This window comes from Bacillus sp. ISL-35 (assembly GCF_018613355.1).
Classification (GTDB): Bacteria; Bacillota; Bacilli; order Bacillales; family Cytobacillaceae; genus Mesobacillus.
This window is the reverse complement of sequence record NZ_JAGGQK010000011.1, coordinates 153,265-170,850: the sequence shown is the minus strand read 5'-3', so window position 1 is coordinate 170,850 and position 17,586 is coordinate 153,265. Positions and strand designations below refer to the sequence as shown.

Here is a 17,586-nt window from a genome sequence, read left to right as displayed (position 1 = left end):
CAAAGGTGTGTGCCCATGCTTCTATTACTCCTGATTAAATGCCTAATATTTATATGTCTTGTAGCCCTATAACAATCCATTCATCTACAATATCCCAAAAATCCACATTGTATTCAGGCTTATCATTCGAAAACCATAATGTTGCTATACCATGGAAACAGTTGTTTAAATCTATAGCTACATACCCTCCCATACCATTTTCAAAGAAACCATAAGTTGTAGCCATATTAATTCCTAATGGTTCATCTAATTCTTCAAGTACTCCCCATTCAAGCTCCTCAAAGTGTGTAATAGTTTCCACGGGTACAAGCCCCATAGCTCTACTTGGCAGATAATAAAACCCATTGTGTAGCTTTTCATAAAATTCCTTGATAGAATGGGGAACAGTTGACCACTCTTGTTGCATTTCTGAAATATAAATAGATTTGTCCGGTATACCACCTTCATAATAAAGAATTTCGTCATTTTCACTTTTTATGCTGTACAGTACTGCATATTGTCCATTATCTATTATTAATTCAATTTTTACTAAATTCTCTATTAAGTATGAAATAGTATTACTTAATTCCTTTCCGCACACACTATTCCATAAGCCTATTAATTTCTCTTTCCTTCTCGTTTTATCCGTCTCTTTAAAAATCTCTATCCATTGGCCAGGTATTTTTTCATTGTCCATACTAAGTAAGTCTTTGTATGGTACAAACTCGATATTTCTTCTGTATTGTTTTAAAAAAGATAATTTATCCACCCGATAATCTCTCCTTTTTATTTATCCCATTATATCCATCTATAATTTTTTGTATCTCAATTTCTAGTTCTTTTTCCTTTAATATCATTTTTTCTCTAAATATAGGATTTACCGGAATATTTTCTTTTTTATAGATGTACCAATCTGCAAATGATTTTGATCCTTTAGAAGTATTTGCTGCTTCACTTAAACCTATAAAGTTCTCTATAAAATTCGCAATTTCCTTTTGTTGATAGTAAGTTAACTTCTCAAAACCTTCCAACCGAGCTATTTTATCTAGAGGAACAATATGGTCTGCATGCAGTTTTTTATCAATTATTTTTCCAGGTAAAGCAAAATCTTCAGTTCCAATAATATCATCAATATTTTTATTAATTTCTCTTTGTATTTTAGAAGATGGGGAAGCTCTTCTTAATTTAGCATATGTCTCATCGGAAATTTTCCTTTCGCCGTATCTGGCACCTTGCGAGACAATTTTATCTGGGCCTCTAACAACCCCATCCCCCTTCCCAACCACAATCCTCGAAATCTGTTCCTTCGCTTCCTGGAATGCTTCGCGGACTGTCTTTTGGTAGGCTCCGACTCCAGCGAGCTGGACTTGCAGATTCATTGGGATTGGCAGGTCACCTAATTTCTTGATGACACTGTCGAACCAAACCTTGGTTGCTGCTAGTGGGCCGACGACGACATCGTTGTATACCTTCTTGAACGCCTGCAGTACGTTCCCTGTGTCGAGAACGTTCCTGATCGATGTGAATATTTTCGGGTCCTTTGCGAACATCAGGAAATCAACCCTGGCCCCTGCCTTACCTGCTTTGGCTCCTGCGACGGCTACTTTCCCGCCTATCCCGACTGCTTTTGCTGGTGGGAAAATCGACAGACCTAGCATGATTGCGGCGAGAGCCTTGTCCCCGGCTGAGAGTTTCTCACCTGTCACCGGGTCGTATTCTCCGGCAAGTCGCTGGAGATCGTACCAGCCAACCAGCTCTAGCAGGAAGTTGCCGACTTTCCCGGACATCTTCCTGTCTGCCTCTTCCATCTTCGCTGCTGTCAGCTTGACCAGGCGCTGGGCATCGTCAAGTTTGCTTTTATACCGTTTGATCGAATACTTGAAGTCTGCCTCGAGGTTATGTATATGGCCAGGCACAGCACCGGGAAAATTGGCGAGCAGGGAGTTGAAATGCCAGTTGATTGCATCCAAGGCCTGGTCGCATTCCTGTTCCGCCTTTCCAATTTGCCGGGCAAACGCCTCCAGTTCATTGACCTTAATCTGTGTGCGGCTCATCTGAGTGCCTCCGCCTGGTCCTGGAGTCTGCGAATCTCCCGGGTGATGGCATTCATTAAGTCATTACCTACAGTATAGGATTTGTTACCCGCAGCATTCAACTCTCCTGCAATGTGTTCATAGGCCTGTCGTGTCTCTCCTTGCCAGGAAGGGACATAGCACCCATGAGCTGATCTATAAAGGCTTTTGGCATCCTCCAGCCGCTCGATTGCCTGACGGATATTTCGCCTGTATCCCTCCAGTACATGAACCTGCATCAGCAGCTTTTGCCTTTTCGCTTTGCGTTCAAGCTCCTCAACCAACTTTAACTCCACTATATCTCCTCCCAATCCGACATTAATCACATCATACAATACCAATATTTGGTTTTTAGGTAATCCTACGAAAGCACCAAAAATGCTGCATTTTGTTCGACAAAGCTTTAGAAACAGGAGGGAAACGGGTCACAGGGGCGATGGTGTGACTCCCTGTAAGTAAAAGTTGAGTTAGAAGAGTTTCATGTGACTCCATATGAAAAAGGGCTTGTCACCAGCTCTATATCCAGAATTAGTGACAAGCCCTTTTGGTTCTATCGGTCTCTTGTTCTCGTAAGCTTCCTATTGCCTAAAAAGGAATGAGAAAAGCTTATACATTAAGAATGGGCCTGCTGTAAAAAAGACTAAAAATATAATAGCCATCAGTAGTTTTTGTTGTAAAGAATAATTATCACTGGCAAAGGTTGATGATAATGTAATGAGTAACCCTAATATACTGAATAGCAGAAAGAAATATTTTATAAAAATTAAAGGTTTGGTCATTATCTTACTTTTCTCCCCTTATTCACTTTTGGTGCTGGTGTCTTCTTTGTACTTGGCATGTTTGCATCGAAAAAAGAAGGAAACTTCCACTTCCCATACGCAAGGAAGAAAAATTCCGGATAGGCGTAGCTCAGGCCGAGAACCATCGGCATGACTATCGCCAAATACCAGCCATTTCCGATCCCTCCAAAGAAAAACAATGTCAGTACTGCTAGAAGGAGGACATACATCAGTACAGGAAGCCATGGCCATAACTTAAAGTGGCCCGAATAAAGGATGCCCTTCCCCTCAATAGTCCCTTCTCCTTTTTCAATGTTTATTTTAGCTCTCTGAATGGACCATAGTAGAAAGGCAATCGTGAAAGAGATGTAAGCAATGCCAAGTCCTATTAAATAGGGATGCTCTCCTTTTACACTGAGAAAATAACCGCCAAACCCTTCCACAATCAACTTCACATAAAAGATGTTAACCAGTATCACTAGCCAATTCTGATATCGATACGCCCTTTCAATTGACATGAATACAATAATCGTGATTCCTTGCAGTACCCAGAGGATAAAAAGAATTGTCAAAAAAGCGGTGATCCAGGGTACTTGGAAGTTGTTCGTCTTATCTGCAAAAAAAGGAATCAATGTAAACCATAAACTTAGGATAAATGATACAACCAAGAAGGTGCGGAGACCATCCGGACTCAAGCGGTTGAATCCGACGTCTCTCACTTTCTGCAGTTGTTGTTCAGGAATCCTCTTCACATTCTTTTTCCCCTAACAAAGTCGAATTTTATGTTATACCCGATCGTCACTACTCTTCTCCCGGCAACTGCTCGTCGAGTACCGCATCTAGAACCTGTATATCTTTTATTTCATGTATCTCCTCAAGCATAAGGAAATCAACCGCATCGCCACACGGAAAACTCTAACTCTTTGGCAGATCTGCCCTCTAGACCTTGAAACTGCTCCTCCCTCCATTGTTTTCGTTAATCAGTGATCTTGAAATAATCTTGACTTTAAAATTGTACTTATAAATATAATCCTTAAGATCCTGGTCACTCACTGAACAGCCTGTTAGAGACAGAATAACCAGAGTAAAAGCAATTAACATAAAGTTTTTTTCAGATGTATCTCCTAAAAATAAGTATAGGAAGATTATAAACAACTATTTCACCAATTTCAAAAAATTTCCACAGGCTGTTTTTAAATATTCAAGGACATTGGAGGTCCACTGTTGTCAAAGGAGTGCTTGTAAGTGTGGCGGGAATAGTCTTTAAATCCTACTCACCTATAAAGCTACAAATTGGGTGTCCTACTTTCCAACGCACTGCCGAAGTAAATATTCGGGCTTTTTAGTTTTGTTGATTCCATCGCTAGGACGAATCAGTACTTTCAATACACCTTCTTCACTTTACTAATTATATAATTTATCTGGCTTGTAAAAATAGGATGGAGAAACAAGAATATTTAAACCATGATAAGATGGTGCTAAACAGAACTTTTTTTGAAATGGGGTATGGAACTTGCTTGTATTCGAGACAGAACGTTTAAATGTCCGCTGGCTAGAAGTCAGTGATCAAGGGTTTATTTTTAAATTACTTAATGAACCAGGATGGCTGAAATATATAGGAGATAAAGGCATTCGGTACCTTGAGGATGCTAAGAATTATATTTTGACAGGGCCAAGAAAGATGTACGAACGAGTGGGGTTCGGGCTTTTTGTGGTTGAACTAAAAGAGAGCCAACTGCCGGTTGGTTTATGCGGTTTGATTAAACGGGATGGGCTGGAGGACGTCGATATTGGATATGCCTTTCTCGCCGAATATCGATCAAGAGGATATGCCTTTGAATCTGCAAAAGGAACATTGGAATATGCCCGCAAACTAGGTTTGGACCGGATCGTTGCCATTACAACCAAAGACAATGCTTCCTCCTCGAAACTCCTTGAAAAGCTTGGTATGGCTTTTGAAGGATACGTGACCCTTCCTCAAGACGATGAGGAGCTTAAACTCTATACTCTAAACACAGCAAAATAATAGTTTTTGGGGAGTACTTTTGCTTCCGAAAAAAATTAGGAAGCAAAAGGTCCGTCCCTTTGCCCCCATGAATATAAACATGAGGAAGAGGATGATGTAACTTACCGATTCTTAGTATAAGGATAATATTTTTAAAGTTTTTTGCTCCGCAGAGAGGATCTGTCACCTCCGCTACACTAAACCTCCATCCTCCACCCCGACACCGCGAGCCAGCGCTCATACCGTTCAAAGAAACACCGGGACGGTTCTGGCGTTTCATAAATTGTTAATATTTGCTATCCACTGAAACGGAAGAACCGTCCCCACGTTTCCAAGAGCAGTTCTTCTCGGGGCGTGCGGTGGGCCTCCTCGTCGCTTTGCTCCTACGGGGTAAAATGGCCCCTCCTTCTTGGGCCATTTCTACCTGGGTCTCACCTGACCGCTTCATCCCGAAGGAGTCTACGCGTCTTCCACTACAATCAACAGGGTTAAAAATCAACATTCACCTTTAACACAGCCATTTTTTTAAAAGTTCACCGCAATTTTTAATCGGCGGTTTGCATTTATTTTAGCCCATTTAGAACAATGTTCATTGGATATTCAGTGAAAATGCAATCCGTTATTTTGTTTATGCTCCTCTTCATATCACTTAATGATGCTTTCCAATTTCATTGGCTGTTTCGCACTTCATTCCCAGTTCCTTCAATGGTCTTGTCAAAAACGAATACAGTCATTGCAATATCTTCTTTAATATTAATATCAGAAAACAACCGCAGTACTTTTGCCCCTATTAAGTTTTCAAATCTTAAAAGGACTTCTGGCTTTTTGTATATTTCCTTCACAAATCTTGTTCTCGTTTCATGGACCATTTCTTCACCATGGCTTGAAGTAAGCATGAACTTCTCCACATTTGTGAGGTTTCCTTTCATTTCAGTGACCGCCCAGGAACCGATAATTTTGGTGGTGATTTCTTTTGGGCCATTTCCTACATATTCTTTTCTAATTTCGCGAACAAGCATACTAAATTGATGCTCCATATTTTTTGCCATTTCATGATCCTCCTTATCCACTTATTTTGATTCTAAAGAGGAAACCCATTCATTACGTGAACGAATGGGTTTGCATTTTGTCTTTGTATTTACTATTTTAAACCTTCGCCCATACCTTTTAAAAGATTAAACCCAAATCCTATCGCACGATTTATATCAGGATCCTTTAAAGCCTTCATTAGGTCAAAAAGTCCAACCTTGGCATCTTCATCTAACCCCTGCTGGGCCTTTTGCAATCCATTCGTCAAGCCTTTAGCGAGCTTACCCGTTGTTTCAGGGTCCAGTTCAGTCAGTATACCGCCTGCAGCCATCGCATTATTGATCATGTTAGTGACTGGCTGGCGTGAAAGCTGCCCGACAGCAATTGTTGCTGCCTTCTCTTTTGATTTTAACAGACTTCCTATAGCATCCATAATCCCGCTATCGTGTAATTCCTGCAGCAAAGCTAACGTCTCGAGCAGAGAATCCTTATTATCGGCAACCCCGGAGAGAAGATTCTCCAGGGATTGCGTCTTCTTTTGTTCTTCTGTCAGTTCTGTCTTTTGAACGACCTTTATCGGCTTTGCCATTACACATTCCTCCTGTCATAGACACCAGGCTCGACATGCTCATTGATACTAGCAATCGGAACGTAATCACCGCGTTCCCACTTGCGGTATATTTCCAGCCCCTTTTGCGGAGTACGAGTGGCATAGCGCGGATTGTACCTTGGCAGCGGATTTTCTCCGTTGAGTGTAAGGATTTCCATCCGCACTTTCGTTTGTTTGTATGCTGGTGTATGTGTCACGACATCCACTGCCCCGCCGGTTAGAAGGTTAACCGCACTCTCGTGGCTTGAGGAGTGCATTGGAACATAGACCGTTTTTCCTTCCACACGATCCGTTACGAGAACTGGCAGCTTAATTGCTCCATACGGTGAGACAAGACGAACGAGTGAACCGTCTTTTATGCCGCGTTCATTCGCCAGTTCCGGCGATGTTTCCACGAACACTTTTGGGAATTTGTAGTTAAGTCCTTCTGATTTCTGAGTTAAGTTTCCTTCATGGAAGTGCTCCAACAATCGTCCATTATCTAACGCGAGATCGAATTCCTGTGGGAACTCCATTGGCGGAATATAATCAAACAAACCGAAACGTGCTTTTTTATCTGGAAAATTGAAGCCGTCTTTGAAAAGGAGCGGCGTGTCGGATCCATCAAGTGAACCCCAGTGGAAACTGTTCCACCCTTCTAGAACATCATAATTACACTGGCTGAAGAAAGGAGTTAAACTTGCCATTTCTTCAAAAATCTCACTCGGATGTGAATAGTTCCATTCAAAGCCCATCTTTTTAGCCAGCTGTGTCAAAATCCACCAGTCTGGTTTACTATTGCCTAGAGGCTGTAATGCTTGGTATAAACGCTGCACACGGCGCTCGGTATTGGTAAACGTTCCATCCTTTTCAAGAGACGGAGCACCTGGCAAGATAACATCTGCAAATCGAGCGGTTGTCGTTAAGAAGATTTCTTGAACAACAAGGAAATCTAACTTCGCAAGCATCGCCTGTGTATGGTTCGAGTCCGCATCGACCCATGCCATATCCTCACCAGCTATGAACATCGCCTTCATCTCGTCTTTATCGACAGCACCGAGCATTTCGATATTATCAAGCCCAGGATTTTCAGGAATTTTCACTCCATAAGCCTTTTCAAATTTTTCACGTAATTCAACATTTGTTACGGATTGATAGCCTGGGAAGATATTTGGCATTGTTCCCATGTCTGCGGCACCCTGGACATTATTATGTCCGCGTAATGGGTAAGCACCAGCGTTTGGTCGCATCATGTTTCCTGTTGCAAGAAGCAAATTCGCAATGGCCACAGAAGTGTGTGATCCCGCGATATTTTGTGTTACACCCATTCCCCAGCAAATCACGGTTCCATCCGCATCACGGATCATTTCTGCCATTTGCATCAGGGTTTCCACCGGAATTCCAGTGACATTCTCAGCCTCTTCCAAACTATAAGGCTCCATCATTTCCAAAAATTCATCATATTGATTCACATGTTCTCTGATGAATTTCTCATCATGCCAGCCTTGGTCAATCATATACTTCGTTATAGCAGAAAGCCATACATAGTCCGTTCCTTGTTTTGGACGAACGAACAAGTCAGCACGGTCACCCATTTCATGTCTGCGCACATCCACGGTGATTAATTTCTGACCGTGAAGTTTCTGCGCCCGCTTAATCCGCGTGGCAAGTACAGGATGTCCTTCTGCAGGTGCGCATCCCACGAGCATGACAAGCCCTGCACCTGCAATATCCTGAATCGTTCCTGAGTCCCCGCCAATGCCTCCAGTTTGCTGCAGCCCCCATGAAGCAGGTGACTGGCAATAGCGAGAGCAATTGTCCACATTATTCGTACCGAATACTTGCCGTGCCAGCTTTTGGATGAGGTAATTTTCCTCGTTCGTAATTTTGGATGAAGAAATAAAACCAATGGCATCACTGCCGTATGTTTCTTTAATACCGCCAAGCCTCTCAGCCACTAAAGAAAGAGCCTCATCCCAGCTTGCTTCTACAAACACATCACCTTTACGGATTAAAGGAGATGTAATTCGTTCTTGAGAATTGACAAAATCCCAGCCGAATTTTCCTTTTACACAGGTTGAAACACTGTTCACAGGAGCGTTTTCAGATGGTTCAATTTTAAGGATTTCACGGTCTTTAGTCCAAACTTCAAAGGAACAGCCAACACCGCAGAACGTACAAACCGTTTTTGTTTTCTCTATTTTCGTTTCACGCATGGCTGCTTCTACTTCTGAAACGGCCATGATTGTTTGGTAGTCAGGCTCTACTGCTTTGACGATGTCAATCATTGGAGTAAGCAAGTCATCGGAAATCCCGGTCATGAATCCTGCATTTCCAAGCATCGATTTTTCCATCAATGCGTTACAAGGACAAACCGTCACACATTGTCCGCAGGATACACAAGAGGACTCATTAATGCTTTTTCCTCCATCCCATAATACGCGCGGCTGCCCGCTTTCCCAATCGATGGTCAGCGTTTCATTCACTTGAAGATCCTGGCAGGTTTCTACACATCGCCCGCACAAGATACACTGATCAGGATCGTAACGATAAAACGGATGAGAGATATCTACTCCATAGCCCTTAGAACGATGGGGCCGTGTCTGGTGTTCAATCCCCATTAGTTCTGCTGTATTATGTACACGACAATTGCCATTGTTATTGTCACATACCGTACAATATAATAAGTGGTTTTCCAGTATACGATCCATTGCTTCCTCTTGGGCATTCTTTGCAAGCTCAGATGAAGTCAAAATATCCATACCGTCTTCGATTTCAGTGGAACATGCACGCATAATGCTGCCATTTACTTCACACATACATGTATCACAGCTCTGTACCGGTCCAAGAACATCAGAATAGCAAATGTGCGGATGCTCCATATCTTGTTTTAGTAAATAATCTATAATACGAGTCCCTTTTTCCACTTGGTGTGCTGTTCCGTTAATAAGAACACTCACTTTTTCCTTCACAGTAAATCCTCCTTAGTAAAAAACAAAGAAATCTATCGTACTTCAAAAAAATTATTACTATTTTCTAATAGTTAACTTGCTTTCTTAATCCTTGAGTTTGCTTTTGAAAGTGATTGAAGGGAATCCTTGTGAACCATCCAATAGATTAAAGCTACAAAAACACCGCCGCCAATCACATTGCCAATTAAAACAGGAACAAAGTTAGCTACATAATCACCCCATGTCAAGTGCCCCGCAAAGATTGCTGCAGGGATGACAAACATATTAGCCACAACGTGCTGAAAACCAATCGCTACAAACGCCATAATCGGGAACCAAATAGCAAGTATTTTCCCGCCGATATCATCGGCACCAAAAGCCAGCCAAATGCCTAAACAAACGAGCCAGTTACAGCCAATAGCGGAAATTAAGGTTTTAATAAATGTTTCATCGACTTTTGCTTCTGCTATCTCAACGGTTTTGGTAAGGAATACTCCTGTTTCCGTTAATCCAACTATGTGTCCAAAAAAATAAGCAACAAAGATTGCTCCAATAAAATTACTTACTAAAACTAACAGCCAATTTTTACCCAGTTGCGTTAGTGTGGCACGCTTAGCCAGAACAGTTATCGGAAGTGCCATCATATTTCCCGTTAACAATTCTCCACCCGCAATAATGATTAACATTAGACCCACCGGAAAAACTGCTCCACCTAAAAGTGAGCTGAAGGAACCCCATTCCTGTGGTAAGTCTGCAATAACTCGAATGTCTAATAAGAAACCAAATGATATAAAGGCTCCACCTAAAAACCCTAATAATAGTGTATGAGCAGGCCGCATTGTGGCCTTCTTGAATCCAGCTTCAACCGCTAATTCCGCGATTTGCTGAGAACTGTGAAACGCCATATTCATCTCCTCCAAAAATTGATTTTGTAGTGTTCCTCATAACATAAGGACTATAATCCACCTCTTTGATCCTAGTTTTAGAATTAGATGTGAGTAGAAATTCGCGGAAGAAAAAGAACGCAAAAAAGCCCACTATAAACCGGTTCACATGCTAATACATGTACCGTTTTACAGTGGGCTGACAGCTGAGCATTTTCTTATACTAGCAATCCTTCCCGCAATAAACAATGGAGAAACAGGATGTACAGTCAATCTCATTAACCTACATCAATGAACTTTCCATTCTCTACAAATCCTTTTAATTTTAACATAGATTCATTGTGTTGTGAACATTTTATGAACTTTCTTAAGTGTTATAAAAATTATAGGGATTTTCACAGAATTCGCCTCTTCATTTAATCAATCCTATACAGGAGGAAGGGGATGAGGTAACTTACCGATTCCAACAGAAAAGAATGCTCATCTATCCCTTTTTAGGATAAGGATAGAATTATTGAAGTTTTTTGCTCCGCTGAGAGGATGTGACCCCCGCTACACTAAACCTCCATCCTCCACCCCGACACCGCGAGCCAGCGCTCATACCGTTCATATTCAGGCATGATTTTTCCGACAAGCCGCCAAAATGAACGGTCGTGATTCATATGGACCATATGGCACATTTCATGGACGACAACATAATCAATCACTTCCATTGGTGCCATGGACAGCTTCCAATTGAATGTCAAATTCCTCATCGAATCACACGTTCCCCAGTTCGTCTTACTGTCCGTGATTCGAATCGAGCGCGGCTTTATTTTGAATTCGCTTTGATAAAATTTAACCCGTTTTTCGACTAATGCCTTGCACTGCTGATAGTAAAATCGCTTCAAAGCCTGTTTGATGCTCTCTTCATTTTGCTCTTTCACGTATACGTGGAGCTTGTCAGCCTCGAACACGGCATTGTCTTTTTTGATATCTTCATCCTGGGAAATTAGAATGTGATAAAGGCTGCCCAAATATAGAAATTGTCCGCCTGGTCCGTACTCTTTTTCCCTACCGGCTGAGGCCCGCTCTTTCATTTCCTTCGCCCTTTGCAGGATCAAGTCCCATTGGCCTTCTAGGGTTTGAAGCACACTTGCATCTGAGGTCCCCTTAGGAGCGTGGACTTCGACATGGCCGTACAAATCCATAAAAATGCCGATTGTTTTCCGATTTTTAAAAATCACATCATACCCGATTGTTTCACCCAAAAAAGTATGAAGCATGTCATCACCTTCATTTTATTCTATAAATACGCCCCAGCCATCAGAATGGCCGCCGTAAGGCCTGCTTATTTTATCCAGCTTTTCCTGCACTTTTTTTAATTCACTATGGTTAAGGAGCATCCTTTTCGAGCAGCAGCAAGCCCACTCATCTGTCTCATCATCCTGATCGAGTAAGCCATGAAAGCCTTCTTCCTTCAATACTGGTAGAAGCTTCTCGCCAGTTGCCTTATCCGGCACAGCTATAAAAAACTCGACTGGCTGCGGCTTTTTAAAACTGACACCTTCATTAAACAAACTGCGCAATGCTTCTCCATCCGCGTCGTTTGGAAATTTCATCATCCATTCCTCCATTTGTATGCCTTCTATGTTGTCATTATCATGCACTTGCTAAATTTCTGCTAATCATTTGATCAAAAAAAATTAGGGGCGCAAATTCCATATTGAATCTACGATTTAGGTGGAGATAGCCCCTCTTTTTACGCTTCCGGTTGGCTTGTTCTTCTATATACTGCTTTATTATTTCAACTGTAGCCCCTCCAGTGCTGATAATAGAGTAGCTGCGATTCCAGAAATAGGGTTTCCAATAGTATGGTTTTAAATGTTCTTCGAACTCTTTTCGAATATAACGGGAGCTGACAGTTTTAAAGTTATTTATTGCTTTAGAGAGCTCTATCTGCGGGTGAGCCTCGAACAAGATATGAATAGGATCCGACTCTCCGCTTATTTCAATTACCTCGCAACCCCACTTTTCGAACAAATTGTGTGCAATCTCTATGGCGGATTAATATGTCTTTATTAATGCACTTTTTCCGAGTCACTACAACTAAATGATATTGAAGGTTATAAACCGCATGTCTATTCCTTTTAAATTGCATTGTTTAATCATACCTTTCTGTTTTACGACTAATACCGTGTATGCTATACTATATTACAGAACACACGTTTGGCAAGGGAGGGTTATTCGTGAAGATTGCTAAAACTTTAAGGTGCAAGGTTACAAATCATTCTAGCATCTTTGAAGCTACGGTTGCTGTGTATAACGAGGCTTTATCTTTTGTGATTGACGTTATTGAACAAGAATATGACCATCTCAGCCACCTATCCACGAAGTTTGTTGTGCCTTCAGTTGAAAAGCTAATACATATAACGAAATCAAACCCTTCTCCAAAGTACAAGGAGTTTAATCAACGCCTTTACAAGTTCCCTTCTTATTTCAGAAGAGGAGCCATTAATGCTGCTTTCGGTAAAGTGAAAAGCTATCGCTCCAATTATCAAAACTGGTTAAATGAGAAGGAGGTCGCTCTTGCCGAAGGTAAGAAGTTCAATAAGAATCCTCCGAGGTTGCAACTCGAACACAAGGAGTTTCCTGTTTTCTATAAAAGCAATATGTTCGAGCGTACATGGGCAACGTCTGCCCAAATCAAAGTCTTCCATAACAACGATTGGGTGTGGATGGATATCGAGTTCAAAGAACAAAATCTATACAAACGTGATGTTTGGGATTGGAAAGAACATAATCCTAAGCTTGTTAAAGTCGGAAAGAAATATTTCCTTAATTTCACTTACACTCACAAAGTTAAACTTAGTGAGACAAAAATAAAAGATCAGAAAGTGTGCGCTATAGACCTGGGGATCACCAACTCTGCAGTTTGTTCTGTCATGGATGCGAAAGGAACTGTCTTGGCACGGAAATTTATCAATCAGCCAAAAGAAAAAGACCGATTGTATCGCATGACGAACAAACTACGGAAAGTTCAGCGAGTATCCGGCTGGGTGTCTGCGCCTAACTATTGGCGACAAATTAATGGTCTACAGAAACACATTGTTCATATTACCTCACATGAGATTGTGAAATTCGCAAAAGAACATAACTGTGATGTTGTTGTCTTTGAATACCTCGATAAAATGAAGGTACCAAAGGGTTTTTGGGGCGCAAAGAAACTTCGTTTCAAATTGCGCTATTGGCGTAAAACAGCCATCCAAAACAAAGTAACAGAAATGGCCCACTATGCCGGAATGCGAATTTCAAGAATCAATGCTCGTAACACAAGCGCCTTAGCTTATGATGGTTCAGGCGAAGTAGAGCGTAACTACAAAAAAGACCTTGCCACATTTACAACGGGCAAGGTGTATCACGCTGATCTTTCGGCCAGTTACAATATAGCTGCTCGATATTTCATTCGAGCTTACCAAAAATCCATGTCTGAAAAGTCGTGGTTGTCCTTGCAGGCAAAGGTCCCTGTGTTGGCAAAAAGAGCATATCAAACCTTGTCTTCATTAATTAGTCTTACCCAGGCACTAGGGGCACCGAAGGTGGCTTAAGCTCGGTTTGTACTGTATTTAAGATAAGGGAAGCACCATCTATAATCTCTGATTTGGGTGGTGAGGTTCACTATGAGATTGTTGTGTTATAATGTAAATAACCTTTTGCTTTAAATTTTTTACTTTACCGGTTCCATGCCCCTACTCGTTCGTTGAGTAGGGTTTTTTATTGCTGTTATTTTTGGAAAATAAAAAAAACAGACCCTTTTGGAGTCTGTTTCGGTATGCTATATCAAAATTAAGCTTTTTGAACGTTAGCAGCTTGAGGTCCACGTGCACCTTGCTCAACGTCGAAAGTAACTTTTTGACCTTCGTCTAATGATTTGAAGCCTTCAGATTGGATTGCAGAGAAATGAACGAATACATCTTCTCCACCTTCGCGCTCGATGAATCCGAAACCTTTTTCTGCGTTAAACCATTTAACTGTACCTTGTTCCATGTTTGTTGCCTCCTAGTGCTAATGCACATTGTATTACTATCCTTGCCCAAAGTGATCATTAGAACGAAGAGTCGAACTTTACACCGAACAAAAATAATTCTACCTAAGAATAACAAGAATTAGGAAAAATTGCAAGGGACTTTAGTAGGATGAGAATGTTACGGTTCAACTGCGATGAAATTCGATCACAAGAACAAAAAGCGCAAGCGCCTTGGTCAGCCCCGACAAGCGCTGGAGGGCCGACCGGTGAAGTCGTTCTTTGACTTCATTGGGCGGACCGAAGCGTCTCGAGGGGCTAGGCGCTGGAGCTGGATTAAGAAAACCATATATAGTTATCAACAATCAGGGTAATTTATAATTTCCTAAACAATAAAAGAAGCAGCGGATTCAAAAACTGAATCCCTCTGCTTTTAGGGTGATATCACTATTTATTAAAAAGAATGTTCTCCTCTGACTCACCTATTCGAATGGATGCTTCACTCGGTTTAGTCTCGGCAATTATTTTCCCTTCACGAATCGAGTACCTTACTGCTGCCTGCTTACGGATTGCTTCGTATTCGTTTTCAGCGGCTAGTACAATGAAATTGGCAGGTTTGCCTGTTTCGATTCCATAGTTCTCCTCGATGTTCAAGGTTTTGGCGCTGTTTGTTGTGATTAAATCGATCGAGTTCATGATTTGCTCATAGCCCATCAATTGGGAAACATGGATGCCCATATGCAGAACCTGAAGCATATTGCCTGTTCCAAGTGGATACCACGGATCAAAAATGTCATCATGGCCGAAGCTTACATTCAGTCCTGCTTCAAGCAATTCTTTTACCCGTGTGATTCCCCTGCGCTTTGGATACGTATCGAATCTGCCTTGAAGATGGATGTTCACTAACGGGTTTGCAACAAAATTGATGTTGGACATCTTCAATAATCTGAACAATTTGTACGTATAGGCGTCATTATAAGAGCCCATTGCTGTTGTGTGGCTGGCTGTGACCCGGTTGTTCAGTCCACGTTCATAAGCCTCGGCCGCCACTACTTCAACGAATCGAGATTGTTCATCATCGATTTCATCGCAATGGATATCTACAAGGCGGTCATATTTCTCGGCCAGGTCAAACGCTGTTTTCATGGAAGAAACGCCATATTCCCTTGTGAACTCAAAATGAGGAATTCCGCCGACGACATCGGCCCCCATTTTCAAAGCTTCCTCAAGCAGCTCTGCTCCGCTTGGGAAAGAGTTGATTCCTTCCTGAGGGAAAGCTACAAGCTGTAAGTCTACATAAGAGGCCATTTCTTCTTTTACCTCAAGCAGCGCTTTTAAAGCTGTCAACTTCGGGTCCGTCACATCTACATGTGTACGGACATGCTGGATCCCCTGGGCAATTTGCCATTTCAATGCTGTTTTAGCTCTTGTTTTTACATCATTCTCTGTTAATGTTTCTTTTCGCTGTGACCATCTCTGGATGCCTTCAAACAATGTTCCGCTCTGGTTCCATTCCGGCTCGCCTGCCGTCAAAGTGGTGTCAAGATGGATATGCGGCTCGATGAAAGGAGGCAGCACAAGTGAACCTTCAGCATCAAGCACTTCCTGCCCTGTTTCATCTATTACATTCTGTGTGATTTCTTCGAACTTCCCTGCTTTTATAGCTATATTCCAAAGTCCGTCTCTTCCTCTGAGTTTTGCATTTTTAATAATCACTTTTTAAGCCACCTTCTTCAGTTCTGTCATAGAAGCCTTTCTTGCCTGCACTAAATCCGCAAGCTTTGAAACGATTACGAATGTTAAGACTGATCCCAATAGAGCATTGATTGGCGCGATGCCTGGAACAAAGTTCGCTCCTGCAATACCAACGCCCCATGCAAGTATTGCAATCCAGTTAACTGCTTTAAATTCCATTTCTTCAAATCGCTTGTATTTTCCGCGATTAACGATGAAGTAATCCGCTAAAATAATCGCTCCGATTGATGGCAGAGCAGTACCTAAAATCGTCAGCCAGCCAACAAAGTTATTGTAAAGCCACATTGCTGCAATCGTACCGACAATTCCGTTGAAGATGACGACCTTGCTTTTCGCGATTTTAGTAATATTGGAAAACCCAAGACCTGATGCGTATAATGCATTATCATTTGTTGTCCAGATATTTAAGCCAAGCACGATGATTGCTGGGATGATCAATTTTTGAAGGAACATAACCTCTGAGATATCAGACTGTCCTGTCGCAATCGCACCGATTGCTCCAAACACGAACATGAGGGAATTTCCGATAAAGAAGGCCACGACTGTTGTGATGACTGCTGACTTTTTCGTATGGGCAAAGCGGGCAAAGTCTGGTGTCAATGTACCTGCACTGATGAATGATCCGACAGTAATGGTTAACGCTGCCGCCAGTCCAATCGCTTCTGTTGGCTGATATTGCATTAATCCTTCCAAACCGCCAACTGTTTCGGTTGCTTTGAAAACCGAGAAGCTACCTAATACAGTGATTAGCGGCACGGCTATGAAACTAAGAATTGCGAGTGCCTTCATTCCGAAGAATGCGGTGGCTGTCATTAAAATACCTGCCACTGCTATGAGCAAAGTAGTATCCATTCCAGTCACTTTTTGGACCGGAAGAGCGAACATCGCTACCCCAACTCCAAACCAGCCTACCTGTGTAGCTGCCAGTAAAAACGAGGAAAGATAGGAGCCTTTTTCCCCAAAAGCGTAGCGTGCAAGCAAGTGTGTTGATAACCCAGTTTTTGCTGCGATATAAGCAAGGGCTCCTGTATAAGCCCCAAGAATCAAGTTTCCAGCCAGGACAATTCCGATGAACTGGATAAATGTCAAACCAGTTCCTAATGTTCCTCCAGACCACATACTAGCTGAGAAGAAAGTAAGCCCCAGCATCACAACAAGCATTTTCCAGAATCCACTTCGGTTGCCTTGTGGCACGGCCTGTAACGGAAAATCTAAATCTACTTTTTTCATTTCAATTCCTCCAATGTCTAATGTTTTGTTTCTGGTACCGAAGAGATCTTCGATTTTAGACATTTGGAAACGAAAAAAGGCCACTTGCCGTTTTCCGACAAGTAGCCATTTTCGCCATGATGAACCAAAGAGCATGGGCATACCTCACCCAATGGCCATCATTACATCCGCTGTCCTTGTCAGCCTCACGGGACTGAATTAAAGGTACCAGTATTTAATTGTTCTTAGTATTACAAAAAGTCTGCTAGATGTCAATAAGTATATTTTGATAGGATGATTTCTTAAGAAGTGAAATTTTGAGACACCGGGA

The 17,586-nt window shown here is 41.9% G+C and carries 16 protein-coding genes; 2 read left to right on the top strand and 14 right to left on the bottom strand.

Annotation, left to right across the window (positions count from 1 at the left end; all coding sequences use genetic code 11):
- Nucleotides 1–49: 49 nt before the first annotated feature.
- The 4 genes from J7E38_RS16085 to J7E38_RS16070 form a co-directional block, all read right to left on the bottom strand.
- Entirely contained in the window at nucleotides 50–748 is a 699-nt protein-coding gene (locus tag J7E38_RS16085) for an SMI1/KNR4 family protein (RefSeq protein ID WP_214706704.1), read from the bottom strand.
- Complete coding sequence (locus J7E38_RS16080; RefSeq protein ID WP_214706705.1) at nucleotides 741–2,033, bottom strand: pre-toxin TG domain-containing protein; 1,293 nt, start codon at nucleotides 2,031–2,033, stop codon at nucleotides 741–743. Before J7E38_RS16080 ends, J7E38_RS16085 begins: the two co-directional genes overlap by 8 nt.
- On the bottom strand, nucleotides 2,030–2,347 hold the full coding sequence (locus tag J7E38_RS16075; RefSeq protein WP_214706707.1) for a hypothetical protein: 318 nt from the start codon (nucleotides 2,345–2,347) through the stop codon (nucleotides 2,030–2,032). Before J7E38_RS16075 ends, J7E38_RS16080 begins: the two co-directional genes overlap by 4 nt.
- Nucleotides 2,348–2,829: 482 nt before the next feature.
- Complete coding sequence (locus tag J7E38_RS16070; RefSeq protein ID WP_214706708.1) at nucleotides 2,830–3,582, bottom strand: hypothetical protein; 753 nt, start codon at nucleotides 3,580–3,582, stop codon at nucleotides 2,830–2,832.
- Nucleotides 3,583–4,343: 761 nt separating this feature from the next.
- Here J7E38_RS16070 and J7E38_RS16065 point away from each other — a divergent pair.
- The gene (locus J7E38_RS16065) at nucleotides 4,344–4,856 is read left to right on the top strand and encodes a GNAT family N-acetyltransferase (protein WP_214706711.1); all 513 of its coding nucleotides are present in this window, start codon (nucleotides 4,344–4,346) and stop codon (nucleotides 4,854–4,856) included.
- 647 nt (nucleotides 4,857–5,503) lie between these two features.
- Here the strand turns inward: J7E38_RS16065 and J7E38_RS16060 are convergent.
- The 7 genes from J7E38_RS16060 to tnpA form a co-directional block, all read right to left on the bottom strand.
- Nucleotides 5,504–5,884 (bottom strand): Na-translocating system protein MpsC family protein, encoded by a 381-nt coding sequence (locus tag J7E38_RS16060; protein ID WP_214706713.1) that lies wholly within the window; start codon nucleotides 5,882–5,884, stop codon nucleotides 5,504–5,506.
- Between the two features lie 92 nt (nucleotides 5,885–5,976).
- The gene (locus J7E38_RS16055; RefSeq protein ID WP_214706714.1) at nucleotides 5,977–6,453 is read right to left on the bottom strand and encodes a helical membrane plugin domain-containing protein; all 477 of its coding nucleotides are present in this window, start codon (nucleotides 6,451–6,453) and stop codon (nucleotides 5,977–5,979) included.
- Complete coding sequence (fdhF, locus tag J7E38_RS16050; protein ID WP_214706715.1) at nucleotides 6,453–9,425, bottom strand: formate dehydrogenase subunit alpha; 2,973 nt, start codon at nucleotides 9,423–9,425, stop codon at nucleotides 6,453–6,455. Before fdhF ends, J7E38_RS16055 begins: the two co-directional genes overlap by 1 nt.
- A gap of 71 nt (nucleotides 9,426–9,496) precedes the next feature.
- Nucleotides 9,497–10,309 carry a formate/nitrite transporter family protein gene (locus tag J7E38_RS16045; RefSeq protein ID WP_214706716.1) on the bottom strand — a complete coding sequence of 271 codons (813 nt, stop codon included), beginning with the start codon at nucleotides 10,307–10,309 and terminating at the stop codon, nucleotides 9,497–9,499.
- A 536-nt stretch (nucleotides 10,310–10,845) separates the two neighbouring features.
- Nucleotides 10,846–11,553, bottom strand: a complete 708-nt coding sequence (locus tag J7E38_RS16040) for a M48 family metallopeptidase (RefSeq protein WP_214706717.1) — start codon at nucleotides 11,551–11,553, stop codon at nucleotides 10,846–10,848.
- Between the two features lie 15 nt (nucleotides 11,554–11,568).
- Complete coding sequence (locus J7E38_RS16035; RefSeq protein WP_251030346.1) at nucleotides 11,569–11,889, bottom strand: ribonuclease E inhibitor RraB; 321 nt, start codon at nucleotides 11,887–11,889, stop codon at nucleotides 11,569–11,571.
- Nucleotides 11,890–11,929: 40 nt separating this feature from the next.
- Complete coding sequence (gene tnpA / locus J7E38_RS16030; RefSeq protein ID WP_214706719.1) at nucleotides 11,930–12,310, bottom strand: IS200/IS605 family transposase; 381 nt, start codon at nucleotides 12,308–12,310, stop codon at nucleotides 11,930–11,932.
- A 206-nt stretch (nucleotides 12,311–12,516) separates the two neighbouring features.
- Between tnpA and J7E38_RS16025 the strand changes: the two genes are divergently transcribed.
- The gene (locus tag J7E38_RS16025) at nucleotides 12,517–13,875 is read left to right on the top strand and encodes an RNA-guided endonuclease TnpB family protein (protein WP_214706720.1); all 1,359 of its coding nucleotides are present in this window, start codon (nucleotides 12,517–12,519) and stop codon (nucleotides 13,873–13,875) included.
- Between the two features lie 238 nt (nucleotides 13,876–14,113).
- Here J7E38_RS16025 and J7E38_RS16020 read toward each other — a convergent pair whose 3' ends face one another.
- The 3 genes from J7E38_RS16020 to codB form a co-directional block, all read right to left on the bottom strand.
- The gene (locus tag J7E38_RS16020) at nucleotides 14,114–14,314 is read right to left on the bottom strand and encodes a cold-shock protein (RefSeq protein ID WP_026694123.1); all 201 of its coding nucleotides are present in this window, start codon (nucleotides 14,312–14,314) and stop codon (nucleotides 14,114–14,116) included.
- A 424-nt stretch (nucleotides 14,315–14,738) separates the two neighbouring features.
- A complete protein-coding gene (locus J7E38_RS16015) occupies nucleotides 14,739–16,007 on the bottom strand; it encodes a cytosine deaminase (RefSeq protein WP_215038690.1) in 1,269 nt (422 codons plus the stop codon).
- 3 nt (nucleotides 16,008–16,010) lie between these two features.
- Entirely contained in the window at nucleotides 16,011–17,276 is a 1,266-nt protein-coding gene (gene codB / locus J7E38_RS16010; RefSeq protein WP_215038688.1) for a cytosine permease, read from the bottom strand.
- Between the last annotated feature and the right edge of the window lie 310 nt (nucleotides 17,277–17,586).